Origin of the sequence: Streptomyces sp. RKND-216 (assembly GCF_004795255.1) — a bacterium.
In the GTDB taxonomy this organism is placed as follows: domain Bacteria; phylum Actinomycetota; class Actinomycetes; order Streptomycetales; family Streptomycetaceae; genus Streptomyces; species Streptomyces hazeniae.
This window is the reverse complement of the sequence record NZ_SSBQ01000002.1, coordinates 2,131,140-2,155,766: the sequence shown is the minus strand read 5'-3', so window position 1 is coordinate 2,155,766 and position 24,627 is coordinate 2,131,140. Positions and strand designations below refer to the sequence as shown.

Sequence of the window (24,627 nt, the reverse complement as noted above, 5' to 3'; positions counted from 1 at the left end):
TGGCGCTCTAGACGTGTTCGGAGATGAGGACCGCGGTCGTGTCGGGTTCCAGGGCCTCGAAGAGGTGGGGGACGTCGCCCGGGTAGGCGGTGTAGTCGCCGGGTGCGAGTTCGTGGGGTTCGTCGGCGATGCCGACGAGGGCGCGTCCGGTGCTGAGGACGACGTGCTCGACCGTGCCGGGCATGTGCGGGTCGGAGGCGCGCGGCGCGCCGGGCTGGTGGCAGATCCGGTAGACGTCGCGGCGGGCGTGCGGGGGGCAGGAGGACAGCAGCGTGGCGACGTAGTCGGCCTGCTCGGAGGAGAGTGCGGGCCCCTCGCCGGCGCGGATGAGCTGGACGTTCGGGCGCGGCGGGTCGACCAGGCGGGCGAACGGCACGTTCAGGGTGACGCTCAGCGCCCACAGCGTCTCGATGCTGGGATTGCCGGTGGCGGACTCCAGCTGGGAGAGCGTGGACTTGGCGATACCGGCGCGGCGGGCGGTCTCGGCGAGGGAGAGCCCGGCGCGGCGGCGTTCCCGCTGCAGGGAGCCGGCGATGACGGCGAGCGGCGCGCCGCCGGTGGGCTGCTGGTCGTTCCGGGACATGGGTCGTTCGCTCCAGAGGTCGATCGTTCGGTTTGACGTACCGCCGTTCGTGTGTTCATTCTAGACGTCGTGCGTTCGATATGGCGGAACTCCCTGTCCGGTCTCGACCGGCAGCTGGCGCGCGACATCGGGTTGATCTGTGTCGCCGACGGCTTCGTCGGCCTGTCCTTCGGTGCCATCACGGTGAGCGCGGGGCTTCCCGTGTGGCTGCCGATGCTGCTGTCCCTGGTGGTGTTCGCGGGCGCGGCCCAGTTCCTGTTCGTAGGGCTGGTGGCCTCGGGCGGCAATCCGGTCGCCGCTGTGGTCGCCGGACTGCTGGTCAACGCCCGTCACGTGCCGTTCGGCTTCGCGATCGGCGACGTGCTGGGCGACGGGTGGCTGCGGCGCCTGGTCGGCAGCCACCTGATGATCGACGAGACGGTGGCGTTCGCGCTGGGGCAGAGGGAGCCCGAGCGGCGGCGGGCCGCGTACTGGACGTGTGGCGTAGGCCTGTTCGTCTCCTGGAACGTGGGCGTGCTGGGCGGGGCGTTCGGCGGCACGGTGGTCACGGACACCGACACCTTCGGGCTCGACGCCGCGTTCCCCGCGGTGCTGCTCGCGCTGGTGCTGCCCTCGCTGAAGGACCGGTCGACCCTGCGCGCGGTCCTGGTCGGTGTGGCGATCGCGCTGGCCACGGCGCCGTTCCTGCAGGCCGGACTGCCGGTGCTGCTGGCGCTGCTCGGGGTGCTCGTGTCCCTGCGCGGCGGCGCTCGGGGCGGCGGCGGCCCGAGTGACGAGGCCGACGAGGACGACGACGCGGCCGGGACGGCCCGGACCTCGAAGGAGACGGTGCGATGAGCGACACGTCCGTGACCCTGGTGGTCGCCGCTTTCGTACTCGGCGCGGGCACGTTCGCGTTCCGCCTCGCCGGGCCCGTGCTGCGCGCGCGGGTCGAGCTCTCGCCGCGGGTGGAGCGGCTCATGGGCACCTCGGCGGTGGTGCTGCTGGCCGCGCTGGTCGCGACGGCGGCCCTGCTGGAGGGACACGAGTTCGCGGGGTGGGCGCGGCCCGCGGGGGTGGCCGTCGGCGGCGTGCTGGCCTGGCGTCGGGCGCCGTTCCTGGTCGTGGTCCTCGCGGCCGCGGCCACGGCTGCGGGCCTGCGCCTGCTCGGCGTCCCCTGAACGCCGCCTGCCCGCCCGCCGCCTGCGGCGGCGCGCGGGCAGGATGCCGTGCGGGGTGCTACGCGGCGCGGCTGAGTATCACGGATAATCACCTTCCGTCGGGCCGTGGGTGGCGGCCGCCCTTCCCCGGCTCGCAGCCGGCGGGTCCCTCACGACGTCCCACCGGGCCGTGGAAGGGCGACCTGTGCCCCTCATTCGCCGCCGTCCCGGGGGCGGATTGGTCCTCGTTCGCGAACATCCCGCCGCCGCAGTTCACAGGGGCGAGAAGGGCGACGACCCGTGCCCGGTCCCGGACTCCCGGCCGGCCCCCGGGTTTCGGCTCCCCGCTTCCGGCCGCGGGCGTCAGCGGCGGTGCGGCCTGCGGGCGCCGTGGTCGAACGAGGCGGAGTCCGCGCCGCGCAACGGCGCGGCCTGGCGGCGGAGTTCGTGCAGCGACCGGTCCAGGTCGCCGGCCAGCAGGTCCGCCAGGTCGTGCGTCATGCCGTTCCGGATGACGAACCGCAGCGCCTGGATGTCCTCGCGGTTCTCCGGGAACGTGTACGCCGGCACCAGCCAGCCGCGTTCCCGCAGGTGGGCGGCGACGTCGAAGACCGAGTAGCCGGTGACTTCCGGCCGCAGCGTGCAGGCGAAGACGGGCAGTTGGTCGCCGCGCGTGATCAGTTCGAAGGGCCCCAGCGCGGCGATCCGGTCGGCCAGCCCCCGGGCGACCTCGCGGCAGTAGCCCTGGACCCGCCGGTAACCGTCGAAGCCCAACCGCAGGAACGTGTAGTACTGCGCGGCGACCTGGGCCCCCGGCCGGGAGAAGTTGAGCGCGAACGTCGGCATGTCGCCGCCCAGGTAGTTCACCCGGAACACCAGGTCCTCGGGGAGTCCGTCCCGGTCCCGCCAGACGACCCAGCCCACGCCCGGATAGACCAGCCCGTACTTGTGGCCGGAGGTGTTGACGGACGCGACGCGCGGCAGCCGGAAGTCCCACCGCAGGTCCGGGTCGCAGAACGGCGCGATCATCGCGCCAGAGGCGCCGTCCACGTGTACGGGGATGTCGAGCCCGTCCCGGTCCCGGAGCGCGTCCAGCGCGGCGCAGATGTCCGCGACGGGCTCGTACGAGCCGTCGTACGTCGAACCGAGCACGGCCACCACGCCGATGGTGTTCTCGTCGCACCGCTCCACGGCCCGGTCGGGCGTGAGGTGGTGGACGTCGCCCTCCATCGGCACCAGCCGCGCCTCCACGTCCCAGTAGGCCGCGAACTTCTCCCAGCACACCTGGACGTTCGAGCCCATCACCAGGTTGGGGCGGTCCGCGGGCAGCCCGGCCGCGCGACGGGCCTGCTGCCAGCGGCGCTTCAGCGCGAGCCCGGCCAGCATGCACGCCTCGCTCGACCCGGTCGTCGAACAGCCGGGCGCGTCCCCCGGCTCCGGCGCGTGCCACAGTTCGGCGAGCATCCGCACGCACCGCTGCTCCAGGGCGGCGGTGCGCGGGTACTCGTCCTTGTCGATCATGTTCTTGTCGAAGCAGTCCGCCATCAGCCGGTCGGCCTGCGGCTCCATCCACGTCGTCACGAACGTGGCGAGGTTGAGCCGCGCGTTCCCGTCCAGCATCAGCTCGTCCCGCACGATCCGGTACGCCAGCTCCGGGTCCATCTCCCCGGCCGGCATCGTCTCGCGCGGCACCTCGGGCGGCTCGGCGGCGAACATCGGGCTCACCGCGAGCACGTCCCGCCGGCCCTCCCGCGCAGACTCCCGTGACCCGCTCACCCCTCCACGCTAGGCGGGGCCGGCGAATCCGGCGCGTCGGGAGGGCCGCCACCCTGCGTGTGTCCATGGTGATCGACCGCCACACACTGTGAGGGTGATGTTGTTCTGGGTTGCCTCACTGCGCCTATAGTTCGGACGGGGGACGCGTGGACCGCGTGCTGGAACGCGTAGGCCTGAATGACGCTGGCGAGCGCCGAGTGAAGGGCTACTCCCAGGGCATGCGCCAGCGCCTCGCCCTCGCCACGGCACTCATGAAGCAGCCGGACCTGCTCGTCCTCGACGAACCGACGAACCGACGAACGGCCTCGACCCACAGGGCGTCCGACTCGTGCGCGCCGTCGTCGCCGAAGAGGCAGCTCGGGGTGTCGGCGTTCTCATCTCCAGCCACATGCTCGATGAGATCGCTCGGGTCCGCGACGAACTGGTGATGGTGTCCTCCGGCAAGGTTGTGGCGCGGGGGACGCTACAGGAGCTGGGTATCTCCAGTGACTCGGGCGTGGACCTCGAAGAGTGGTTCTTCTCTCTTCAGGAAGGGAAGGCGGAAGCCTCGGCGGGAGAGCACTCGTGACGGCCTTTGCGACACTGCTTCGGGCGGAGGCCATGCGCGTCCTTCGCAGTCCGCTGTCTCTCATGCTGATGGCGCTGCTGGCCGCCGGAGGCGTCTTCGGGGCATACGCCGAACAGGAGACCGCCGACAGCAATCTCGCGAACGTCCGGCACGGGCTGGCACGCCTGACGACGGGAGGGTGCAGGGAGGACGCCGAGAACGCTCCGTCCACAGTGGACCGTTCGACCTTCTTCGAGCAGTGTGTGGCGAGCTACCCCTGTACCGGGAGCGCTACCGCGAGACGGAGAAGCGCTTCGTCGCGGACGCCGAGTTCGCGGCGCTCGGCCAGCACCCACTGGGCGCGGTCGTCTGGGGCGTCGGGATGGTGGCCAGTGCTCCCGGGCTCATGGCACTCCTTCTTCGCCTGTGCTCCAACGGCTCACACGTCTGCTCGCCGCACGCGCGATCGCCCTGTTGTGCTGGGCGAGCGGCGCACTGGCGGTTGTCTCGCTCGCAGTCGGCATGCTCGGGCTGGTGTACACACGTGAGACCTACCCGCTCGACGGACAGGTTCCCGTGCGCGAGGTCGCGGCGATCGTCGGGAATCGCCTGGGGTCGGGAGTGGTGATCATCGCAGTGTTGATCGCACTGGTGATTGTGCTTGCTGCCCTCGTACGCCAACCGCTGCGCACCGTGCTGTGGGGAACGGTGGCTCTGGCTCTCTGCGCGTGGAGTGTGCTGCGGCGTCGGAGGTCTGGCCGTATCTGGTCGCGGTGGTGTCTGCGCTCTCGTGATCGGCAGCGTCCTACTTCGATCGGAACGCAGGTTGACGCCCGCCGAATAAGGCCGCGTCCGCGGAGCTCGCGAGACGGGCCGTCAGACCAGGCGGCGGGCGGTCGCCCAGCGGGTGAGTTCGTGGCGGTTGGAGAGCTGCAGCTTGCGCAGCACCGCGGAGACGTGCGACTCGACGGTCTTGACGGAGATGAAGAGCTGCTTGGCGATCTCCTTGTACGCGTAGCCGCGCGCGATCAGCCGCAGCACCTCGCGCTCGCGCTGGGTGAGCCGGTCCAGGTCCTCGTCGACCGGCGGCGCGTCGGTGGAGGCGAAGGCGTCCAGCACGAAGCCCGCCAGGCGCGGGGAGAAGACGGCGTCGCCGTCGGCGACCCGGAACACCGCGTCGACCAGGTCGGCGCCGGTGATGGTCTTGGTGACGTAGCCGCGTGCGCCGCCGCGGATGACGCCGATGACGTCCTCGGCGGCGTCGGAGACGGACAGCGCGAGGAACCGCACGGGCTGCTCGGCCGCGCCCATCAGCGAGGTGCTGCGCCGCAGCACCTCCACGCCGCCGCCGCCCGGCAGGTGCACATCCAGCAGGACGACGTCCGGCCGGGTGGCCTGGATGACCGTCATCGCCTGGTCGACGTCGCCGGCTTCGCCGACGACCTCCACCCCGGTCGCCTCGGTGCGGCCGATCTCCGCCTGCACGCCCGCCCGGAACATCCGGTGGTCGTCGACGAGCACGACGCGCGCGCGACGGCCCTCCGTCGTGGGTGCCGTGGTCTGGTGCTCGCTCATGCTTCCGCCCTCTCCATCTCCAGCTCCACCTCCGTGCCGCCGCCCGCGGCGGGGCGGATGCGGGCCGTGCCGCCGTTGCGCTCCATCCGGCCGATGATCGACTCGCGGACGCCCATCCGGTCGGCCGGCACCGCGTCCAGGTCGAAGCCCGGGCCGCGGTCGCGTACGGACACGAAGACCGTACGGCCCTCGACCTCCGCGAAGACCTGGACCGTGCCGCCCTCGCCACCGTACTTGGCGGCGTTGACCATCGCCTCGCGCGCCGCCTGGACCTGGGCGCCGAGCCGTTCGTCCAGTGCGCAGTCGCCGACGCAGACCACCTCGACCGGCACCCCGTGGTCGTCCTCGACCTCGGCGGCCGTGGCCTTCACCGCCTCGGCGACGGTGCCGGGCTCGTCGGACTCGTCCTTGCCGTTGCCCTGCGGCTTGTAGAGCCACACCCGCAACTCGCGCTCCTGCGCCCGCGCCAGGCGTGCGACCTCGCGCGGGTCGTCGGCGTTCCGCTGGATGAGGGTGAGGGTGTGCAGCACCGAGTCGTGGACGTGCGCGGCGACTTCGGCCCGTTCCTGGGCGCGGATGCGCATCAGCCGCTCCTCGGAGAGGTCCTGCATCATCCGCACCAGGTACGGGCCGGCGAGCAGTGCGATGCCCACCACCACGGCCAGCGACGCCTGGAGAACCTGGCCCAGATGCTCGACCGAGCCCTGGATCACGACGATGCCGGTGACGCCCGCCAGCACCAGCAGCACCCCGGCGGCGCTGCGCGCGAACGGCATCAGGCGGGTACGGCGGCTGACCTCCGCCCAGTGGGAGCGGCGGGCGTTGTCCGCCTGCCGCCACACCACCACCACGCCGACCGTGATGAGGATCAGCGGCCACAGATAGGCGTTGACCGGGCCGAACGGCAGCGGGTCGCCCACCACGACCACGGCGGCGAGCAGCACGCACAGTGCGAGGACGGGACCCTTGTCGATCTTCCGGACCAGGCGCGGGCGGGCCGCCTTGCGGGACGCCGCCTGGACGCCGCCCGTCCCCAGCGGCACCACCACCCAGAACGCCGCGTAGAGCACGACGCCCAGGCCGTTCACCGAACAGAGCACGACGAACGCGATGCGGACCCACGACACCGGCAGGGCCAGGTGGCCGGCCAGGCCGCGCGCGACGCCGCCCAGCATCCGTCCCTCCGCGGACCGGTAGAGCTTCCGCAGCGGCGGCTCGTCGTCGTCGCCGGGGGTGGGACGCGGCGGCGCCGGGGCGGAGGGGGCGGCGGAGGTCATGCCTCGATGGTCACACGCGGGGGCCGCCCGGACATCAGGGTCGGCCCTGAGGCGACCCGGAGGTCCGGGCCCTGCCCCGGCCGCCCGGCCGCCCGGGCCGGACCTCGGGGCCCCGGCCGATCTCAGGGTCGCCTCCGGGTCGGGCCCCGATGCCGCAGGGCGCGGCGGCGGGGGAGCATGGGGCGCATGAACGACGATCCGCAGCCGTCCTCCCCGCCGGGCCCGAGCCTGCGCAAGGAGGCGCCGGCGACGGACGGCACGGCGGCTCCGGACCGACTGGACGCTCCGCGGCGGCCGGACCGGCCCGATGCCCCCGACCGGCCGGGGCGGCTGCTGCGCAGCAGCCGCCACAAGGTGGTCGGCGGTGTCTGCGGCGGCCTCGGCCGGTACTTCGACCTCGACCCGGTCGTCTTCCGGGTGCCGGTCGCCGTACTGTCGCTGATCGGCGGCCTCGGTCTGGTCTTCTACGGCTTCGCCTGGCTCATCGTGCCCGCCGAGGGGGAGCGGGAGAACGAGCTGCGCCGCCTGCTGTCCGCCCGGGTGGACGGGGCGTCGCTGTCGGCGATCCTGGTCGCCCTGGTGGGCTGCGGCCTGTTCCTGGCCTCCCTGCGGACCGGCTACACCTCGTTCTCCCTGTTGGTGGCTGGCGCGGTGGGTGGCGCCGCGTACTGGTCGCAGCGGCGGCGCCGGGCGGAGGCGGCCGGCGCGGAGGGTGCGCCCGTGGATCCGGCCACGGCGCATGCCGTGGCGGACGCGCCCCCGGAGACGCAGGCCCCCCCGGTGCCGTCGACGCCCTCGTGGTGGCGCGAGCCGCTCACGAAGGACGGCACCCCCGCAAGGGAGAGCGGCTACCTGTGGGGCCCGGACACCGAGAGCCCGTACACCGCCGCCGACAAGGAGGCCTTCCGGCGACGGCAGCGGGAACGCCGGTCGTCCGGCGGGCCGGTCTTCGCCCTGGCCTCGGTCGTCGGCCTGACGGCCTTCGGCGTCGCCCTGGGCAGCGGCTGGCTCCTCGCGGACAGCCTGGTCATCGGCCTCTCCTGCGCGCTTCTGGTGTACGGCGTCGCGCTGGCCGTCACCGCCTTCACCGGGCGCGTCGGCGGCGGCACGCTCTTCATGGTCCTGGTCACCGGGCTCGCCCTCGCGGCGGCCTCCCTGCTGCCGCAGGACATCGCCGCCGATTGGGAGGACCGCCGCTGGGCGCCCGTCTCGGCGGCCGCCGTCGCCCCCTTCTATGAGCAGAGCACCGGTCGCGCGACGCTCGACCTGAGCCGGGTGCGTCCCGGCGAGGGCGAAGGCCTGTGGACGCGGGCCCGGCTCGGCGCGGGCGAACTGCGGGTGCTGGTGCCCGACGACGTCGTGGTTCGGGCGGACATCGAGGTCGGGGTCGGCGGCTACCGGCTGGAGCCGGCGTCCGCCGCCCCCGACCCGCCCGTCCCCGATCCCGGCGACCCGGACGGCGCGCCGCAGCCCGGCCGCCCCGGTGGGCCGGCCGACGCGACGGGCGGCGGCCTCGGCGTGACCGCCACACGTACGCTGCCGCCACCGGACGGCGCGGAGCCGCAGGGCACGCTGACACTCGACCTGGACGTCGGCGTCGGCGAGGTCGTCGTCGAGCGGACGGAGCGACCACGGACTGGGGAGGAGGGCGCGCGATGACCCGGCACCGTTTCGAGCCGGCACGGCTTGCCATGGGGCTCCTGCTGTGCGGAGCGGCCGTCGTGTACCTGCTGGACGGGCTCGGCGTGATCGACGTTCACCCCGCACCGCTCGCCCTCATGGTGCCCGCCACGCTGATGCTCGGCGCCGTGGTGGCGGTGACCACCGTCCTTCTCCGCCACGCCCGGACCCGCCGTGCCCGGACCCGCCGTCGCCGTGCCGGGGCGCCCGCCCCCGACTGATCACGCCCGTCGGGCGCGCACCGCGGGGCGTGGAGCCCGGCCGACGAGGCGGGCGTCAGCCGTAGAGGGCGCGGCCCCGGCGCCGGCGCCGGCCGGAGAGCGCGGAGTCCAGGGACAGCCGCCCCGCGCCCGCCAGCAGCAGTGGCGTCCAGGCCATCAGGTACGCCAGGTCGTTGCCGTAGTAGTACGGCTCCGTCGACCAGGTCACGGTCAGCCAGAAGGAGAGGGAGATCAGCGCGCCGCCGAGCGCCGCGAGGCGGGTGAGGAGGCCGACCAGGGCTCCGGCGCCCACGGCGATCTCGCCGAAGGCGATCGCGTAGCCGAAGCCCTCCGGGCTCTTCAGCGCGAGGTCGACCATCCACTGCGCCCCGGCCGTCTCCCGGACGCCCTCGAGCATGGCGGTCAGCGAGCCGGGTCCGGTGCCGGTGAGGAAGCCGGGGTCGGTGAGCTTGTCGAGGCCGGCGTAGACGAACGTGCCGCCGAGGAAGAGGCGCAGCGGCAGCAGTGCGGAGCGCGCGAGGGCGCCGCGTATACCGGTCGGGCCCTCGGCCCTTTCCAGGTCCGTCGTCATGGGCATCGCCATCCCGCCTTCCCGCCGCGCCGTGTTCCGGCCGGTGCCGGATACGGCTGTTGTGGTCATGCCCGCTGCTGCCGTCGGACTACCACCGCGGAGTACGTGAGGGGAAGGGGAGGCGTTCAGACGCGGGTGCCGGACCCAGGGCCGCCCGGGCGCCGCCCGTGCCCTCGACAGGGCGCCGACTGCGCCCCGACGGGGCGTCGTTAGGCTCCGGGGCCATGGAAACCCTGATCAACATATTCGTCGGGCTGCACATTCTGGGGATCGCCGCGCTGCTCGGCGGGTTCCTCGTCCAGATGAAGGCGATGGGCGCGGGCGAGGCCCGGGTGGTGCCCGCCATGCTGCACGGCGCCCTGCTGATGCTGGTCACCGGCATGGTGATGATCGGCCTCAGGCAGTGGGACGACATGACCGTCAACCATCCGAAGATCGCCCTCAAGCTGGCGCTGCTGGTGGTGATCCTCGGGCTCGTCTACGTCAAGCGGGACGAGGAGCGGCTCCCGGCACCGCTCTTCGGCGCCATCGGCGCCCTGACCACGGCGAACGTGTTCATCGCCGTGCTCTGGACGTAGCAGGCCGCGCGCCGCCCCGGGCCGTGGGAGCCGGGCTCCGGGACGTACTCCCGTTCAGACCGGGCGGACCGCGCTGTGGAAGGGCATGTAGTCGATCGACTCGTACTTGATGACGTCGCCCGGCTTCGGGGCGTGGATCATCTGGCCGTTCCCCACGTAGATGCCGACGTGGGTCACGTCCGCGTAGAAGAAGACGAGGTCGCCGGGCTGCATCTGCGACCGGGGCACGGTCGTGCCGACCTCGACCTGGTCGTAGGTGGTGCGCGGCAGGCTCACCCCGGCGGCAGCCCAGGCGTCCTGGGTGAGTCCGGAGCAGTCGTACGAGTTGGGCCCGGTGGCACCCCACACGTAGGGCTTGCCGAGCTGGGCCTTGGCGAAGGCGATCACCTTCGCCGTACCCGTCGCAGGGGTGTCGGCGCCGCCCGGGTCCCCGGCCTCCTCCTCGCGTTCCCGCTGCTCCTCGCGGCGCCGCTCCGCCTCCTCGGCCTTGCGGCGCGCCTCGGCCTCCCGCCGCCGTTCGGCGGCGGCGAGCCGTGCCTTCTCCTCGGCGGTCAGTTCCGACAGCAGGTCGCGCGCGTCGGAGAGCTTGCCCTGGACGTCCTTCTTGCTCTCCCGCAACCTGTCCTGCGACGTGGTGAGCGTGGAGAGTTCCCGCTGCGCCTCGCCGCGCTTGCGCGCGGCCTCCTGCTTGCGCTCCTCGAAGGTCTTCACGGCCTGCTGCTGCCGCGCGGTCATCCGCTTCATCACGTGCCTCTGCGTGAAGTACCCCTGGGGGTCCTCGGAGAGCAGCAGCGTCGCGGTCCCCGAGAGGCCGCCGGTGCGGTACTGCGCGGCCGCGTACTGCCCGAGCGCGCGACGGGCGTCGTTGACCTCGCCGGCCCGGCGGGCGACCTGGTCGAGGAGGCCGTCGACCTTGTCGCGCTGCGCGTCCGCCTTCTCCTTGGCCGCGTTGTAGCGCTGCGTCTCCGCGCCCGCCTGCTGATAGAGGGTGTCGACGCGCTGCCGCACCTCCTCCAGCGTCGGTTCGTCGTCCCGGGGGTCGGCGACGGCGCTCTGTGTGGAGAGCAGCGTGACGGAGGCCAGGGCCGCCGTGGTGACGGAGACCGCGCCGTTGCGCGACGCGGCGGTCTGGAGGATGCGGGTGCGCGGCTTGCGGTGGGACGCCAAGGCCACGGCTCCTTCCGGTCACCGGCGGAGGGGCCCGTCCGGCGGGGTGGGGGTGCCTGCTTGGCACGGCACGGTAGCGAAGTTGTGGGACCGGTGTGAAGGCGGTGACCGAAACGTCCGATATCTTTTCGTGACATCACAGAGGCGGATCCGACGTGTCGGTGGGGCGCTCTAGACTCCGTAGACGATGAGCAGCCTCTTCGACGACAGCTTCCTGGCCGACCTCGAGCCGACGGACCCGGCGGCCGGAGCGCCGGACGACGCGCCGCCGCCCCCGCCCGAGTCCGGTGGGCCCGCAGAGCCCGAGGAGGTCCCCGAGGGCCTCTTCACCGGGTCGTTCCAGGGGCGCGGCGGCGACGCGTACTTCCGGGACGGCGCGCACCGTCCGGTGATCGACCCGGAGCAGCTGCTGGAGGGGATGAACGAGCAGCAGCGCGCCGCTGTGCTGCACCACGGTTCGCCGCTGCTCATCGTCGCCGGGGCCGGCTCCGGCAAGACCCGGGTGCTGACGCACCGGATAGCGCACCTGCTGGCCGCGCGGCACGTGCACCCGGGGCAGATCCTCGCCATCACCTTCACCAACAAGGCGGCGGGCGAGATGAAGGAGCGCGTCGAGCAGTTGGTCGGGCCGCGCGCCGAGCGGATGTGGGTGTCCACCTTCCACAGCGCGTGCGTGCGCATCCTGCGCCGGGAGAGCAAGAAGCTCGGCTTCACCTCCAGCTTCTCCATCTACGACGCGGCCGACTCCAAGCGGCTGATGGCGCTGTGCTGCAAGGACCTCGACCTCGACCCGAAGCGGTACCCGCCGAAGGCGTTCAGCGCCAAGGTCTCGAACCTGAAGAACGAACTGGTCGACGAGGAGGACTTCGCGGCCAGGGCGAGCGAGGGCTATGAGAAGACCCTCGCCGAGGCGTACACGATGTACCAGGCCCGGCTTCGCGAGGCCAACGCCCTGGACTTCGACGACATCATCATGACCACCGTGCACCTGCTGCAGGCGTTCGGGGACGTCGCCGAGCACTACCGCCGCCGCTTCCGGCACGTGCTGGTCGACGAGTACCAGGACACCAACCACGCGCAGTACACGCTGGTGCGCGAGCTGGTCGGCACGGACCCGGAGCGGGGCCACGAGACCGACGACGGTGCGCACCCGAAGGCCGAGCTGTGCGTCGTCGGCGACGCAGACCAGTCCATCTACGCCTTCCGGGGCGCGACGATCCGCAACATCCTCCAGTTCGAGGAGGACTACCCGGACGCGACCACCGTCCTGCTCGAGCAGAACTACCGCTCGACGCAGACCATCCTGTCCGCGGCCAACGCCGTCATCGAGCGGAACGAGAACCGCCGCCCGAAGAACCTGTGGACGCAGGCAGGCAGCGGCACCCCCATCACCGGGTACGTCGCCGACACCGAGCACGACGAGGCGCAGTTCGTCGCCGAGGAGATCGACCGGCTGACCGACGCCGGGAAGGCGAAGGCGGGCGAGGTCGCGGTCTTCTACCGCACCAACGCCCAGTCCCGCGTCTTCGAGGAGATCTTCATCCGCGTCGGCCTGCCGTACAAGGTCGTCGGCGGTGTGCGGTTCTACGAGCGCCGGGAGGTCCGGGACATCCTCGCTTACCTGCGCGTGCTCGCGAACCCGGAGGACGCCGTCCCGCTGCGCCGCATCATGAACGTGCCCAAGCGGGGGATCGGCGACCGTGCGGAGGCGATGCTGGACGCGCTCGCCGCCCGCGAGAAGATCACCTTCCCGCAGGCCATGGCCCGGGTCGACGAGGCGTACGGCATGGCGGCGCGGTCGGCCAACGCGGTGCGCCGGTTCAACGCGCTGATGGAGGAGCTGCGCACGGTCGCCGAGTCCGGCGCGGGCCCGGCCACCGTCCTGGAGGCCGTGCTGGAACAGACCGGCTACCTCGCCGAGCTCCAGGCCTCCACGGACCCGCAGGACGAGACGCGGATCGAGAACCTCCAGGAGCTCGCGGCGGTGGCGCTGGAGTTCGAGCAGGAGCGGGACGAGGACGACCCGGGGACGCTGGCGGAATTCCTGGAGCAGGTCGCGCTGGTCGCCGACTCCGACCAGATCCCCGACGCGGAGGAGGGCGAGGACGCCCCTGGCGTCATCACCCTGATGACGCTGCACACCGCCAAGGGCCTGGAGTTCCCCACCGTCTTCCTCACCGGCATGGAGGACGGCGTCTTCCCGCACATGCGGGCACTCGGCCAGACCAAGGAGCTGGAGGAGGAGCGACGCCTGGCGTACGTGGGGATCACGCGCGCTCGTGAACGGCTCTACCTCACGCGGGCCACCCTGCGCAGCGCCTGGGGCCAGCCGCAGTACAACCCGCCGTCGCGCTTCCTGGAGGAGATCCCGCCGGCGTTCGTCGAGTGGCAGCGCACCGGACCCGCTGCGGCGCCCGGCAGCGGCTACGGCTCGAGCGGTGCCGGTGCCGGTGCCGGTGCGGGCGGCGGGCGCATGTCGCCGACGTCCGGCATCACCTCGGCCCTCGGGGCGGCCCGCCGTGCGGCGCCGACCGGGTTCGCGACGCGCAGGGCGAAGGAACGGCAGGTGGTGGCGCTGTCCGTGGGCGACCGCGTCACCCACGACACGTTCGGGCTGGGCACCGTCACGGCCGTGCGCGGCGGCGGGGACAACGCGGAGGCCACCATCGACTTCGGCGACGAGAAGCCGAAGCGGCTGCTGCTGCGGTACGCGCCGGTCGAGAAGCTCTGAGGCGCCGGCGGGGCGTCAGGGCCGCGGTGGCATCGGAACGATGCGTGGGGGCGCGCGGGTTCATCCCGCGCGCCCCCACGCCGTCGGCGTGGGGGCGTGTGCGCCGGTGTCCGCGCGTCAGTTGGGCTCGAGGCCGTGCGAGCGGAACCAGGAGAGCGGGTCGACGGCGGAACCCCCGCCCGGCCGCACCTCGAAGTGCAGGTGCGGGCCGGTGGAGTTGCCGGAGTTGCCCGTGTAGCCGATGACGTCCCCGGCCTGCACCGTTCCGGACCGGATGCGGGTGCTGCTGAGGTGGCAGTACCAGGTCTCGGTGCCGTCGGCGGCCGTGACGATCATCATGTTGCCGTAGGCCGGGTTCCACTGGGTGCTGACCGTGCCGTCGGTCGCCGCCTTGACCGGCGTGCCGTAGGAGGCGGGGAAGTCCAGGCCGGTGTGCACGGACATCCAGTTGATGCCCGCCTGGCCGAAGTAGGCGCTGACGCCGAACCCCTCCACAGGGAGGGCGAATTTGGGCCGCAGCGCCTCGCGCCGTGCGGCCTCGGCGGCCTTCCGCTTGCGCTCCGCCTCCTGGCGCTTCTTGAGGTCGATGCGCTCCTGGGTACGGCTCGCGCGGTCGGCGAAGTCGTCGCCGGCCTCGCGGAGTCCGGCGAGCTGCGTGTCGAGCTTGGTGTTCGCCGGTGAGACCTTCACCTCGGTGGTGTCCGGGGCGGCCTGCGCCGTCTCCTCGTCACCGGCGGGAATCACGGAGGCCGCCGCGATGCCCGCCACGCCGAGCACCGCGACCGACGGGGCGGCGACGGTGAGCAGCGCGGAGCGGCGCGGCTTGGGGGAACGGCGGCGGCCGCGGCCCTGGGGTCCGGCGATCACCGCCCCGGGTTCGGGCTCCGCCTCCGAGCCGACGGTGACGACGGGCTCGCCGTACGGGTCGGCCGGGTCGTACGGGGCCACGGGGTGGTACCCGTCCCCCGGGCCGTGGGCGTGCTCAGCGCCGGCCGGACCCGGGTGACCGGCCGGGGCCTCCTCGCCCTGCTGGTACGCGTCGAAGGCGGCGGTGGGCTGCTCGTGAAAGTCCACCACCGTGGCGGCCTGCGCGTCGGCGCCTTCCGCCGCGTGAGGTCCGGTCTCCTCACCCTGGTGGCCTGCGACGGTGGTGCCGTAGGCCGCGCCGTCGGTCCACCCGACGGAGTCGTAGGCACCGGTGCCGTAGGCGGTCCGGTCGTTCGCGGTCGGGGCGTACGCGGCCTGGGCGTTCTGGTCGTACGCGCCGGGGTGGCCGTGTTGGTCGTATCCGGCCAGGTCGTAGCCGGCCTCGAACCCCGAGCCGTCGGTGGCCTGGTGGCCGTAGGTGCTGCCGTCCCAGCCGGTGGCGGCGCCGTAGGCGGTGGGGTCCAGCACGGCGTTGTCGAGCCCGGTGGTGGCCGGAGCGGTCGACTCGAACGCGCTGACGTCCCACTGGACCGAGCCCTCGGTAGGGACCGACCAGCCGTATTCGGCCTGGTCCGGCCCCGGCTGGTGCGGGATGAAACCCGCGCCGGAGTGGTCCGTTCCGGAGCCGTCGGTCCAGGCGGTCGTGTCGTACGCGCCGGTGGCGTGACCGTGGCCGGCGGTGCCGTAGGCGTCGTACGCGGTGCCGTAGCCGTCCGTGCCGTGGAGTTCGTTGCCGGTCCCGTCGTAGGACGGGGCCGGACAGCCGCTCGCGTGGGGGGTGTCCGTGCCGGGGACGGGCCCGTAGAGGGGATCCCCGTAGTAACCCGCGTCCGGCGCGTAGCCGGTGCCGTGGGTGTCGTACGCGCCGGTGGACCAGGCGTCGTGCTGGGCGGCGGTGGCGTAGGCCGCGGTCCCGTAGGTGCCGTATGCCGACTGCTCGTAGTGCGCGGAGTCGTAGCCCGCGGACGAGTAATCGGCACCGGGGTCGGCCGGGAAGGAATCTCCGGCCGGGTGACGGTCGTTCACCACCAACTTCTCTTTCGCCTCGACAGCAAGGGGCGGAGCAAGTGCGGTGACTGTACCCGGCGGTATGCGGCGGCGACAATCTTCCACAGGTTTTGGGCGGGCGTGAAACGGGCATTCGCTCGCCTTTCGCCGCGCTGGGAGTCCGTACTCGGCGGGGCGTTCGAGAAGCGTACGGCCAGCGTACGGAGGGGTTCCGGGGCGTTGTGCGCCACCCCTGCCGCGAATCTCGCAAGTTCAGGGGATCGCCCGGCGGATCAGGCGTGCCGAAGTGCGGCGACCGGCCGTTCGTCACGGTGTGTGCGCGACGTCCCGCGGGTCCGGGGTCAGGCGGCCCCGGCGGCGGGCGTGTCGAGGTGCGTGGTGCCCGGTTCGGTGGAGCCCGGTTCGGCGGTGCTGGCCGGGGCGCCGCCCCCCTGGGTGGTGTCCGCCTCCGGGCCGTGGCCGTCGGCGAGTTCGTCCCGGATCCAGGCGGTGACTGTGCGGTCCACCGGGAGCATGAGGTGTCCGACGCCCCGTACCCGCACGTTGGTCACCGCGAGATCGGGGTGCTCCAGCCTGCCGCTTCGCGCCGGCACCACGAACAGGTCGTGGTCGCCCCACACACTCACGAAACGAGTGCGACTGCCGCCCGGCACCGGTGCGGCCAGCTCCTCCAGCAGCCCCGAACCCGGTACCATCTGGCGCGCCACCGGGTGCGGGGTGAGCGCCGCCGCGGTGTAGGTGCCCGCGTGCGGCGTGCCGAGGGTGACCAGGGTGCGGACGTGGGCGTCGCCGCCGTGCAGTTGCGCGTAGCAGCGGCCGATGAGGCCGCCCAGGCTGTGGCCCACGACGTCCACGCGCTCATGACCGGTGCGGCTGCAGATCTCCTTCACCCGTGTGTCCAGGGTCTCGACGGCCTCGTGGATGTCCCAGGTGAGCGGGGAGTGGTTCAGGCAGTACACGTGCGGCCAGCCGTTCCCCAGGAGCGACCGGCGAAGCATCACGAACGTGGAACGGTTGTCGCAGAAGCCGTGCAGCAGCAGCACGGGCGGGGCGGACACGCCCCGCGTGGAGAGGGTCGCGGTGGGTTGTGCTTCCTCGAGGTCGGGGTCCCGCTCGGGGCATATGCCGGTCGGGTAGAGGAGCAGGTGCCCGGTCAGTGCCAGCGCCTCGCGTGTCGCCGCGCGCAGGAACGGCATTCCCGCCATGGCCAACCACCTCCCGATCCGCGCCCTCGGGTTCGGCGCCGTATGGAGACGGCGAGTGCCCCGGATACGCGATCTTGTGCGGTCCTTGGTGTGATTTCCCCCTCCCTCAGTGCCGCGAAACTGCCAGGATGGGTGAGAGGGGCGATAACGTTCGTTCACCTGGGTGGGCCGGATGCCGTCCCGGGGCGCGTCGCGAGTATGGAGGCAGTGATGGGTGTGTCGGGTCCGATCCGCGTGGTGGTCGCCAAGCCGGGTCTCGACGGCCATGACCGGGGCGCGAAGGTCATCGCGCGAGCGCTGCGCGACGCGGGCATGGAGGTCATCTACACGGGCCTGCACCAGACGCCCGAGCAGATCGTCGACACGGCGATCCAGGAGGACGCCGACGCGATCGGTCTCTCCATCCTCTCCGGCGCGCACAACACGCTCTTCGCCAAGGTCCTTGAGCTGCTGCGGGAGCGCGACGCGCTGGACATCAAGGTGTTCGGCGGCGGGATCATCCCCGAGGACGACATCGCGCCGCTGAAGGAGCAGGGCGTCGCGGAGATCTTCACGCCCGGCGCCCCCACGGGTGACGTCGTCGCCTGGGTCCGCGGCAACGTCCGCGACCTCGCGGCGTAGCGCTTTCCCGAAGCCGGGCGCCCCTTCCGGCCGCACCGCTCGCCACGCGGAGACGAGCACCGCCCCCTGCTCGCCGACGTTCGCCCCGGGACGCCGGCCCACAGGTCGCTCGCGCCACCGGTGGCGCTTACCCCTCGGCCGCGCCGCGTCGGATCGCCGTCGGCCGGCGGCGATCCGGACCGCCGGAGTCCGGGACGCGTGGCGTGAGGGGCCCCGATCAGCGCGCGGGGCGGGCTTCCACCGGGCTGAGTTCGGCGAGCATCGTCGCGCGCATCCGCAGGGTCGCCACCAGCCGCTGGAACGCCTCCGCCCAGTAGCCGCCGGCGCCCGGGGAGCCGTCCCGCGGTTCGTCCGGTATCGCCGCGAGCGGAGCCAGCCGCTCCGCGTCGGCCGGGTCCAGGCACCGCTCCGCCAGCCCCAGCACACCGCTGAAGCTCCACGGGTAGCTGCCCGCGTCGCGCGCGATCTCCAGGGCGTCCATCACCGCTCTGCCCAGACCGCCCGACCACGGCACCGCGCACACGCCGAGTACCCGGAAGGCGTCGGAAAGTCCGTGCGCCGCGATGAAGCCGGCCGCCCAGGCCGCCCGCTCGTCGGCCGGCAGCACGGTGAGCAGCTTCGCCGGATCGCCCGGCCCCTGTGCGGGCGGCGCCGCGGGCGCCCCGACGAGGGCCCTGGCCCACGCGACGTCCCGCTGCCGCACCGCCGCACGGCACCAGGCGGCGTGCAGGTCCTCACGCCAGCCGTCGGCCACCGGCAGGGCGACGATCTCCGTCGCCGTGCGGCCGCCGAAGCGGTCCGTCCAGGTGCCCAGCGGGGTGGCCTCCACGACCTGACCGAGCCACCAGGCCCGCTCGCCCCGTCCGGACGGCGGTCTCGGCACGACACCGTCCCGCTGCATCGCCGCGTCGCATTCGTGCGGCGCCTCGACGGCGATCGTGCCGCCGACCGCCGCCGACCGGCCGTCCGCGTCCCGCGCCCGCGTGCGGTCGGGGGTGACGCACGAGCGGGCTCGCTCGGCCATCCGGGTGGCGAGCGCGGAGCCGGGCAGCCCGGAGAGCAGTTCCGCCGCCGTCGCCCGCACCGTCCGGCTCCGGTCGGTGAGGGCACGTTCGAGAAACGGTTCGTCCGCGGGCGACAGGCCGTCCCGGAGCGTGTCGAGGAACATCAGCCGGTCCTCGGCCCGCTCCGTCGTCCACGTGCTCTCCAGCAGCGCGAGCCCGGCCGCGGCGTCACGGCGGCGCAGGGAGCCGAGCAGGGCGACGCGCTCCGCGAAGAGGCCTTCCTCCCACAGCCGTCGGTCGGGCTGGGCGTCCTCCGCGACGCCGCCCGCGTTGCGGTGGGCGAACTTCCAGTCCTGGTTCAGCCTCGCCAGCCAGCGCGCCCGCGGGCCGCCGAAGGCGAGGGTCTGGGCGCGCAGGTCCGTGCGGGCGCGGGCGGCGTCCAGCAGCGCGGGCAGCAGGGCGTACGGCGCGCGGTAACCGTGCCGGTTGGCCACGGCCAGCCACTGCGGCAGCAGTTCGGCGACGTCGGGTGCGGTGCCGCGACGACCACCGCCCGGCCCGGCGACGCGGTGGGCGAGCAGCAGGGTCAGCCGGTCGGCCGCCGCCGCGGGGAGCGCGGGCCGCCCGTCCGGCGGCGCGGGGTCGAGGCGCTGCCCAGCCTGCGCGGGCCGCGCTCCGGCGCGGCGCCGGACGGTCGCCACAGCGGCGGCGTCCAGCAGCGCGACGGTGCTGCCGCCCGGTGGGGGCCTCCGCTCGGCGCCGAGCAGGGCGGCGCTCAGCAGTTCGCTCCAGGGGGTCGTCGGTGCGTCCATGCTCTCGTCCCTCCGTCCGGTGGCTTTCGGCTGCGGCGCCCGCGCCTGGCGGGCGGGCGCGGTCACAGCAGCACCGCCGTGGTCTCGCCGGAGCCGGGCGCCCATGCCGTGTGCGGGGCGAAGCCGCGGTGCCCGCACTCCCCGAACACCGTGACGGGACCGCCGCCGGAGAGGGCGACGAGCCGCCACAGCCGGGACTCCGGAACTGCGGGCGCGACCGGGAGCGCCGTGTCGCCCTCCGCGTCCGCCAGCTGCCACCCGCCGCGCTCCGCCGGGCGTACCGGCACCACGTCCCGCAGCACGACCGGCCACCCGTCGAGCCATGGGTCCTCGGCCAGCGCGGCGCCGTAGGCGGAGAGGGCGTCTTCCGTGCTGCCGCCGGGCGGGACGAAGCCCGCGGACGGCGCCGCCCACCGTTCGCCCAGGGCGGCCCGCAGCCGTGCGGCGCCCGGGTAGTAGGCCAGATCGGCGTCGAGCACGGTGCCGACGGGCAGCGTGATCTGCGGTGCGCGTCCGGCGGCCCCGAAGGCGAGCAGCAGGGCGGGCCGTCCCGAGGCGCGCCCGTGGAGCCATATCCGGCGGGCGGTCAGCCTGCCCTCCTCGGTGTCCCGTTGGGCGAGGACGAGCCACGCGTCGCGCCGCAGGTTCCCGCCTTCGCCTGCCGCGTCGGCGAGGACCGTGGCCGCGTCGACGTTCAGGCCCGCACGGGCCCGTACCGTCGCGGCGAGCGGCTCGGGCAGCCCACCGTCGTGCGCCGCGCGCCAGCCCCGGGCGAGCAGGTGCAGCAGCGCGCACTCCGCGAGCAGCCGGTCCGGCCAGCCGGGCCCGGAGGCGGCGACGGCGCCCAACTCCCGCACGCGCCCCGCCAGGCCGGGGGCCTGGGCGTCGACCATGCGGGCGGCCGTCTGCTCCCACTCGCCGTAGCCCGCGCCGTCCGCTCCCGCCAGGCCGCGGCTCAGCAGGTCCCCCAGGCGTTGCTCCAATTCCGTCGCCCCGGCGGTGATCGCGGCGGTGCGCCGTTCGGCGCGTCGCCGGGCGGCCTGTGGATCTCCTGCCCCTCGCCCGGCCGCGGCCCCGTCGCCGTCGGGCGAGCCGTTCCCACCGGTCGCGCCCGCGCCGGCGGCACGGGCGGAGGCCCGCGCGCGCCGCCCGCTGAGCCACTCCGCCGCCCACGGGGGCGGCTCGGCGCTCTCTCCCACGCACGGCTCCGCGCCCGCCCACAGCAGGAGCAGGCCCAGCGCGTGCTTGCAGGGGAACTTGCGGCTGGGGCAACTGCACCGGTATCCCGGTCCGTCGCCGCCCGCGAGGTCCACGACCGCCTGGTACGGCGTCCTGCCGCTGCCCTTGCACAGCCCCCACACCGCGTCGTCCCCGCTGCCGGCCTCCGACCACGGGCCGGGCGCCGCGAGCCGGCTGCCGCTCTTCCGCGACGACGCGTCGGGTGCCAGCGCGAGCACCTGTTCCGCTGTCCAGCGGACCCCCTGACCACTCATGTCACCGACGGTAGGACCCGCCACTGACAATCCGTCGGGACCACTCTCCGACCTGCGGTGACGCTCTGTCAGACGACCACTGTCAGTGCTGCCGGGCAAGGTGGGGACCACATCGATCCGTTGCACGCCGAGGGGGAGTTGTGACCGAGACGCATGCCCTGCGACCGCACGCCGAGGACGCCTTCGCCGACGAGCTGAAGGCGCTCGCGGCCGCCGACGACCGGCCGCGCCCCGAGCGCTGGCGGCTTTCACCGTGGGCCGTGGCGACCTACCTGCTCGGCGGCACCCTGGCCGACGGCACGGTCATCACCCCCAAGTACGTGGGCCCGCGCCGCATCGTCGAGGTCGCCGTCACCACCCTGGCCACCGACCGGGCGCTGCTGCTCCTCGGTGTGCCGGGCACCGCGAAGACCTGGGTGTCCGAGCACCTGGCCGCCGCCGTCAGCGGCGACTCCACCCTGCTGGTGCAGGGCACGGCCGGCACCCCGGAGGAGGCCGTCCGGTACGGGTGGAACTACGCCCAGCTCCTCGCGCACGGGCCGAGCCGGGACGCCCTGGTGCCCAGCCCGGTGATGCGGGCGATGGCGGACGGCATGACCGCCCGCGTCGAGGAGTTGACCCGCATGCCGGCCGACGTGCAGGACACGTTGATCACCATCCTGTCGGAGAAGACCCTCCCGATACCGGAACTCGGCGAGGAGGTGCAGGCGGTGCGCGGCTTCAACCTCATCGCCACGGCCAACGACCGCGACCGCGGCGTCAACGAGCTGTCCAGCGCCCTGCGCCGGCGGTTCAACACCGTGGTGCTGCCGCTCCCGGCCACCGCCGAGGCGGAGGTGGACATCGTCTCCCGCCGCGTCGACCAGCTCGGCCGGTCCCTGGATCTGCCGGCGCTGCCCGACGGCGTCGACGAGATCCGCCGCGTCGTCACCGTCTTCCGCGAACTGCGGGACGGCGTCACCGCCGACGGTCGCACGAAGGTCAAGTCGCCGTCCGGCACGCTCTCGACGGCCGAGGCGATCTCGGTGGTCACCGGAGGGCTCGCGCTGGCCGCGCACTTCGGCGACGGCGTGCTGCGCGCCGGCGACGTCGCGGCCGGCATCCTCGGTGCGGTCGTCCGCGACCCGGCGTCCGACCGTGTGGTGTGGCAGGAGTACCTGGAGGCCGTGGTGCGCGAGCGGGAGGGGTGGAAGGACTTCTACCGTGCCTGCCGCGAGGTGTCCGAGTGAACGGGCCGCTGCTGCTGGGCGTCCGCCACCACGGGCCGGGCTCCGCCCGCGCGGTACGGGCGGCCCTTGATGCCCGGGCGCCGAAGATCCTCCTCGTCGAAGGGCCGCCGGAGGCGGACGACGTCCTGCCGCTCGCCGCAGACCCGGGCATGCGGCCGCCGGTCGCGCTGCTGGCGCACGTCCCGGCCGAGCCGGGCCGGGCGGCGTTCTGGCCGCTGGCCGACTTCTCGCCGGAGTGGGTCGCCGTCCGGTGGGCGCTGGCCCGCGGGGTCCCGGTGAGGTTCATCGACCTGCCCGCCGCCCACACCCTCGCCCTCGGCGGCGGCGACGATCCGGACCCGGACCGGGACGCGGACCCGGAGGCAGAGCCGGAGCCCGCACAACCGGGCGACGAGGAGGACGCGACACCCCGCGCGCCCGGAGCCGCATCCGGTGCCCCCCGTCTCGACCCGGTCGCGGTCCTCGCCGCGACGGCCGGCTACGACGACCCGGAGCGGTGGTGGGAGGACGTCGTCGAGCACCGCGGCCGGTCCCGCGGCGACGGGACCGGAGGCCCGGATCCCTTCACGCCCTTCGCGGCGCTCGGCGAGGCGATGGCCGTGCTCCGCGCGGAGCACGGCGAGGACGGACACGAGAGGGATCTCGTCCGCGAGGCGCACATGCGTCTGCGGCTGCGCGAGGCCCGCCGCGCCTACGGGGACGAGCACGTCGCCGTCGTCTGCGGCGCCTGGCACGTCCCGGCGCTGGCCCGGTCCGTGAAGGTCGCGGATGACCGGGCGCTGCTGCGCGGACTCCCCAAGGCGCGCGTCGAGGTGACGTGGGTGCCCTGGACCCACCGCCGCCTCGCCCGGCAGAGCGGCTACGGCGCCGGCATCGACTCGCCGGGCTGGTACGGCCACCTCTTCACCGCGCCCGACCGGCCCGTGGAGCGCTGGATGACCCGGATCGCCCGGCTGCTGCGCGACGAGGACCTGCTCGTCTCCTCGGCCCACGTGATCGAGGCCGTCCGCCTCGCAGACACCCTCGCGGCGCTCCGCGGCCGCCCGCTGGCCGGACTGACCGAGACGATGGACGCGGCGCGCGCCGTGCTGTGCGAGGGCTCCGAGGTCCCGCTGCACCTCGTCCGCGACCGGCTGGTCGTCGGCGACGTACTCGGCGAGGTGCCCGACGACGCCCCGGCGGTCCCGCTGCACCGCGACCTGGCGCGGCAGCAGAAGTCGCTGCGCCTGCGGCCCGAGGCGTCCGACCGCGAACTCGACCTCGACCTGCGGAAGGACACCGACGTCGCACGCAGCCGCCTGCTGCACCGCCTGCGGCTGCTCGGCGTGCACTGGGGCAGCCCCGCGGTCTCGCGCTCCGCCCACACCGGCACCTTCCGGGAGAGCTGGCGGCTGCGCTGGGAGCCCGAACTCGCCGTCCGCACGGCAGAGGCAGGAGTCTGGGGTACGACCGTCCTGGCCGCGGCGACGGCCAAGGCCCGCTCGGCGGCCGTCGCAGCGCCTGCCCTGGCCGACGTCACCACCCTCGCGGAACGGTGCCTGCTGGCGGATCTGCCGGACGCGCTGCCGGTCGTGATGCGGACCCTCGCCGACCGGGCGGCGCTGGACGCCGACATCGGCCATCTGGTGCAGGCGCTGCCCGCATTGGTGCGGACCGTCCGGTACGGGGACGTGCGCGGTGCGGACGCCGTGGCCCCCGCGCAGGTCGCCGTGGGCCTCGCCGAACGGGTCGGCGTCGGCCTGCCGCCAGCCTGCGCAGGACTCGACGCGGACGGGGCCGCGCAGATGAGGGAGCACCTCGACACCGCGCACCACGCGATCACACTGCTCGCACAGCAGGAGGGGGTGCCCGGCGCCGGGGAACTCCCGGACCGCTGGCGGCGCGTGCTCCGCACCCTGGCCGACCGGGAGCGCGTCCCGGGGCTGCTGCGCGGCCGGTGCGTGCGGCTGCTCCTCGACGACGGGAGGCTCGCCGACGGCGAGGCGGCCCGGCTGCTGGGGCTGGCCCTCTCTCCGGGGACGCCCCCGCTGGAGGCGGCGGCGTGGATCGAGGGCTTCCTCGCCGGGGGCGGCATGCTCCTCGCACACGACGAACGGCTGCTCGGTCTCGTGGACCGCTGGCTGATCTCAGTCGCCCCGGACGCCTTCACGGAGGTGTTGCCGCTGCTGCGCCGGACGTTCGCGGAGTACGAGGCGGGCGTACGGCGGACGTTGGGGGAGTTGCTGCGCCGCGGTCCCGCGGCGGCGGGCGGCGCCCGGGGAGCGGGGTCCGGGGCCCTCCCCGGGTTCGGCCCCGGTGCCGACGCGGAGCGCGCGGATGCGGTACTGCCCACGTTGCGGCTGCTGCTGGCCGCGCCGTGAAGGGGCCGACAGGGAGGCGGGCTGCTGCCCCGGGCGGGTCGCCCGCAGCGCCGCCGGCGACGGGACACCGGGGCGGCGCGGAGTGAGCGGCAGGGTTCGGGACGAGGGGAGAGAGCGATGACG

General features: G+C 73.9%; 20 protein-coding genes. 10 read left to right on the top strand and 10 right to left on the bottom strand.

The features are described 5' to 3' along the window. Window positions 1–7 precede the first annotated feature (7 nt). Window positions 8–583, bottom strand: a complete 576-nt coding sequence (locus E4198_RS09385) for an XRE family transcriptional regulator (RefSeq protein ID WP_027763317.1) — start codon at window positions 581–583, stop codon at window positions 8–10. Window positions 584–652: 69 nt separating this feature from the next. Between E4198_RS09385 and E4198_RS09380 the strand changes: the two genes are divergently transcribed. Beyond that, entirely contained in the window at window positions 653–1,420 is a 768-nt protein-coding gene (locus tag E4198_RS09380; RefSeq protein ID WP_136182769.1) for an AzlC family ABC transporter permease, read from the top strand. After that, window positions 1,417–1,743, top strand: coding sequence for an AzlD domain-containing protein (locus tag E4198_RS09375; protein WP_136182768.1), 327 nt, complete (start codon window positions 1,417–1,419; stop codon window positions 1,741–1,743). The genes E4198_RS09380 and E4198_RS09375 overlap by 4 nt, the downstream gene beginning before the upstream one ends. 342 nt (window positions 1,744–2,085) lie before the next feature. Here E4198_RS09375 and E4198_RS09370 read toward each other — a convergent pair whose 3' ends face one another. Continuing rightward, window positions 2,086–3,438, bottom strand: coding sequence for a glutamate decarboxylase (locus E4198_RS09370; RefSeq protein WP_136185284.1), 1,353 nt, complete (start codon window positions 3,436–3,438; stop codon window positions 2,086–2,088). 388 nt (window positions 3,439–3,826) lie between these two features. Between E4198_RS09370 and E4198_RS09360 the strand changes: the two genes are divergently transcribed. Then, entirely contained in the window at window positions 3,827–4,066 is a 240-nt protein-coding gene (locus E4198_RS09360) for a hypothetical protein (RefSeq protein ID WP_168711333.1), read from the top strand. Window positions 4,067–4,921: 855 nt separating this feature from the next. On the opposite strand, the gene E4198_RS09355 is transcribed toward E4198_RS09360, so the two are convergent. Both E4198_RS09355 and E4198_RS09350 read right to left on the bottom strand, forming a co-directional pair. Next, the gene (locus E4198_RS09355) at window positions 4,922–5,620 is read right to left on the bottom strand and encodes a response regulator transcription factor (protein WP_136182765.1); all 699 of its coding nucleotides are present in this window, start codon (window positions 5,618–5,620) and stop codon (window positions 4,922–4,924) included. Continuing rightward, the gene (locus tag E4198_RS09350; RefSeq protein ID WP_136182764.1) at window positions 5,617–6,897 is read right to left on the bottom strand and encodes an ATP-binding protein; all 1,281 of its coding nucleotides are present in this window, start codon (window positions 6,895–6,897) and stop codon (window positions 5,617–5,619) included. Before E4198_RS09350 ends, E4198_RS09355 begins: the two co-directional genes overlap by 4 nt. 186 nt (window positions 6,898–7,083) lie before the next feature. Here E4198_RS09350 and E4198_RS09345 point away from each other — a divergent pair, with 186 nt between their 5' ends. Together E4198_RS09345 and E4198_RS09340 are read left to right on the top strand one after the other, a co-directional pair. After that, complete coding sequence (locus tag E4198_RS09345) at window positions 7,084–8,556, top strand: PspC domain-containing protein (RefSeq protein WP_136182763.1); 1,473 nt, start codon at window positions 7,084–7,086, stop codon at window positions 8,554–8,556. Continuing rightward, entirely contained in the window at window positions 8,553–8,798 is a 246-nt protein-coding gene (locus E4198_RS09340) for a hypothetical protein (protein ID WP_136182762.1), read from the top strand. The genes E4198_RS09345 and E4198_RS09340 overlap by 4 nt, the downstream gene beginning before the upstream one ends. Before the next feature lie 55 nt (window positions 8,799–8,853). Here E4198_RS09340 and E4198_RS09335 read toward each other — a convergent pair whose 3' ends face one another. Next, complete coding sequence (locus E4198_RS09335) at window positions 8,854–9,369, bottom strand: DoxX family protein (protein WP_247597891.1); 516 nt, start codon at window positions 9,367–9,369, stop codon at window positions 8,854–8,856. 224 nt (window positions 9,370–9,593) lie between these two features. Here E4198_RS09335 and E4198_RS09330 point away from each other — a divergent pair, with 224 nt between their 5' ends. Then, window positions 9,594–9,947, top strand: a complete 354-nt coding sequence (locus E4198_RS09330; RefSeq protein WP_136182761.1) for a hypothetical protein — start codon at window positions 9,594–9,596, stop codon at window positions 9,945–9,947. A 54-nt stretch (window positions 9,948–10,001) separates the two neighbouring features. Here E4198_RS09330 and E4198_RS09325 read toward each other — a convergent pair whose 3' ends face one another. Then, window positions 10,002–11,114 (bottom strand): C40 family peptidase, encoded by a 1,113-nt coding sequence (locus E4198_RS09325; protein WP_136182760.1) that lies wholly within the window; start codon window positions 11,112–11,114, stop codon window positions 10,002–10,004. Window positions 11,115–11,301: 187 nt separating this feature from the next. Between E4198_RS09325 and pcrA the strand changes: the two genes are divergently transcribed. Continuing rightward, window positions 11,302–13,845 (top strand): DNA helicase PcrA, encoded by a 2,544-nt coding sequence (pcrA, locus tag E4198_RS09320; RefSeq protein WP_136182759.1) that lies wholly within the window; start codon window positions 11,302–11,304, stop codon window positions 13,843–13,845. 117 nt (window positions 13,846–13,962) lie between these two features. Here the strand turns inward: pcrA and E4198_RS09315 are convergent, their stop codons facing one another. Next, window positions 13,963–15,798 (bottom strand): M23 family metallopeptidase, encoded by a 1,836-nt coding sequence (locus E4198_RS09315; RefSeq protein WP_247597612.1) that lies wholly within the window; start codon window positions 15,796–15,798, stop codon window positions 13,963–13,965. A gap of 323 nt (window positions 15,799–16,121) precedes the next feature. Continuing rightward, complete coding sequence (locus tag E4198_RS09310; RefSeq protein ID WP_136182758.1) at window positions 16,122–16,985, bottom strand: alpha/beta fold hydrolase; 864 nt, start codon at window positions 16,983–16,985, stop codon at window positions 16,122–16,124. A gap of 210 nt (window positions 16,986–17,195) precedes the next feature. On the opposite strand from E4198_RS09310, the gene E4198_RS09305 reads away from it, so the two are divergent. Continuing rightward, window positions 17,196–17,606: a cobalamin B12-binding domain-containing protein gene (locus E4198_RS09305; RefSeq protein WP_027763304.1), complete on the top strand. Its 411-nt coding sequence runs from the start codon at window positions 17,196–17,198 to the stop codon at window positions 17,604–17,606. Between the two features lie 217 nt (window positions 17,607–17,823). Here the strand turns inward: E4198_RS09305 and E4198_RS09300 are convergent, their stop codons facing one another. Then, the gene (locus E4198_RS09300; RefSeq protein ID WP_136182757.1) at window positions 17,824–19,422 is read right to left on the bottom strand and encodes a DUF5691 domain-containing protein; all 1,599 of its coding nucleotides are present in this window, start codon (window positions 19,420–19,422) and stop codon (window positions 17,824–17,826) included. Window positions 19,423–19,484: 62 nt separating this feature from the next. Next, window positions 19,485–20,915 (bottom strand): SWIM zinc finger family protein, encoded by a 1,431-nt coding sequence (locus E4198_RS09295; RefSeq protein ID WP_136182756.1) that lies wholly within the window; start codon window positions 20,913–20,915, stop codon window positions 19,485–19,487. Window positions 20,916–21,055: 140 nt separating this feature from the next. Between E4198_RS09295 and E4198_RS09290 the strand changes: the two genes are divergently transcribed. Together E4198_RS09290 and E4198_RS09285 are read left to right on the top strand one after the other, a co-directional pair. Continuing rightward, on the top strand, window positions 21,056–22,144 hold the full coding sequence (locus E4198_RS09290) for an AAA family ATPase (protein WP_136182755.1): 1,089 nt from the start codon (window positions 21,056–21,058) through the stop codon (window positions 22,142–22,144). Then, window positions 22,141–24,504 carry a DUF5682 family protein gene (locus E4198_RS09285; protein ID WP_136182754.1) on the top strand — a complete coding sequence of 788 codons (2,364 nt, stop codon included), beginning with the start codon at window positions 22,141–22,143 and terminating at the stop codon, window positions 24,502–24,504. The genes E4198_RS09290 and E4198_RS09285 overlap by 4 nt, the downstream gene beginning before the upstream one ends. Window positions 24,505–24,627: the final 123 nt, after the last annotated feature.

What these genes read in the sequence shown, in the direction of transcription:
- E4198_RS09335 (WP_247597891.1), bottom strand. Translation starts at nt 9,369, where the DNA reads ATGACGACGGACCTGGAAAGGGCCGAGGGCCCGACCGGTATACGCGGC.
- E4198_RS09350 (WP_136182764.1), bottom strand. Translation starts at nt 6,897, where the DNA reads ATGACCTCCGCCGCCCCCTCCGCCCCGGCGCCGCCGCGTCCCACCCCC.
- E4198_RS09295 (WP_136182756.1), bottom strand. Translation starts at nt 20,915, where the DNA reads ATGAGTGGTCAGGGGGTCCGCTGGACAGCGGAACAGGTGCTCGCGCTG.
- E4198_RS09355 (WP_136182765.1), bottom strand. Translation starts at nt 5,620, where the DNA reads ATGAGCGAGCACCAGACCACGGCACCCACGACGGAGGGCCGTCGCGCG.
- E4198_RS09345 (WP_136182763.1), top strand. Translation starts at nt 7,084, where the DNA reads ATGAACGACGATCCGCAGCCGTCCTCCCCGCCGGGCCCGAGCCTGCGC.
- E4198_RS09370 (WP_136185284.1), bottom strand. Translation starts at nt 3,438, where the DNA reads ATGTTCGCCGCCGAGCCGCCCGAGGTGCCGCGCGAGACGATGCCGGCC.
- E4198_RS09305 (WP_027763304.1), top strand. Translation starts at nt 17,196, where the DNA reads ATGGGTGTGTCGGGTCCGATCCGCGTGGTGGTCGCCAAGCCGGGTCTC.
- E4198_RS09300 (WP_136182757.1), bottom strand. Translation starts at nt 19,422, where the DNA reads ATGGACGCACCGACGACCCCCTGGAGCGAACTGCTGAGCGCCGCCCTG.
- E4198_RS09385 (WP_027763317.1), bottom strand. Translation starts at nt 583, where the DNA reads ATGTCCCGGAACGACCAGCAGCCCACCGGCGGCGCGCCGCTCGCCGTC.
- pcrA (WP_136182759.1), top strand. Translation starts at nt 11,302, where the DNA reads ATGAGCAGCCTCTTCGACGACAGCTTCCTGGCCGACCTCGAGCCGACG.
- E4198_RS09330 (WP_136182761.1), top strand. Translation starts at nt 9,594, where the DNA reads ATGGAAACCCTGATCAACATATTCGTCGGGCTGCACATTCTGGGGATC.
- E4198_RS09375 (WP_136182768.1), top strand. Translation starts at nt 1,417, where the DNA reads ATGAGCGACACGTCCGTGACCCTGGTGGTCGCCGCTTTCGTACTCGGC.
- E4198_RS09340 (WP_136182762.1), top strand. Translation starts at nt 8,553, where the DNA reads ATGACCCGGCACCGTTTCGAGCCGGCACGGCTTGCCATGGGGCTCCTG.
- E4198_RS09310 (WP_136182758.1), bottom strand. Translation starts at nt 16,985, where the DNA reads ATGGCGGGAATGCCGTTCCTGCGCGCGGCGACACGCGAGGCGCTGGCA.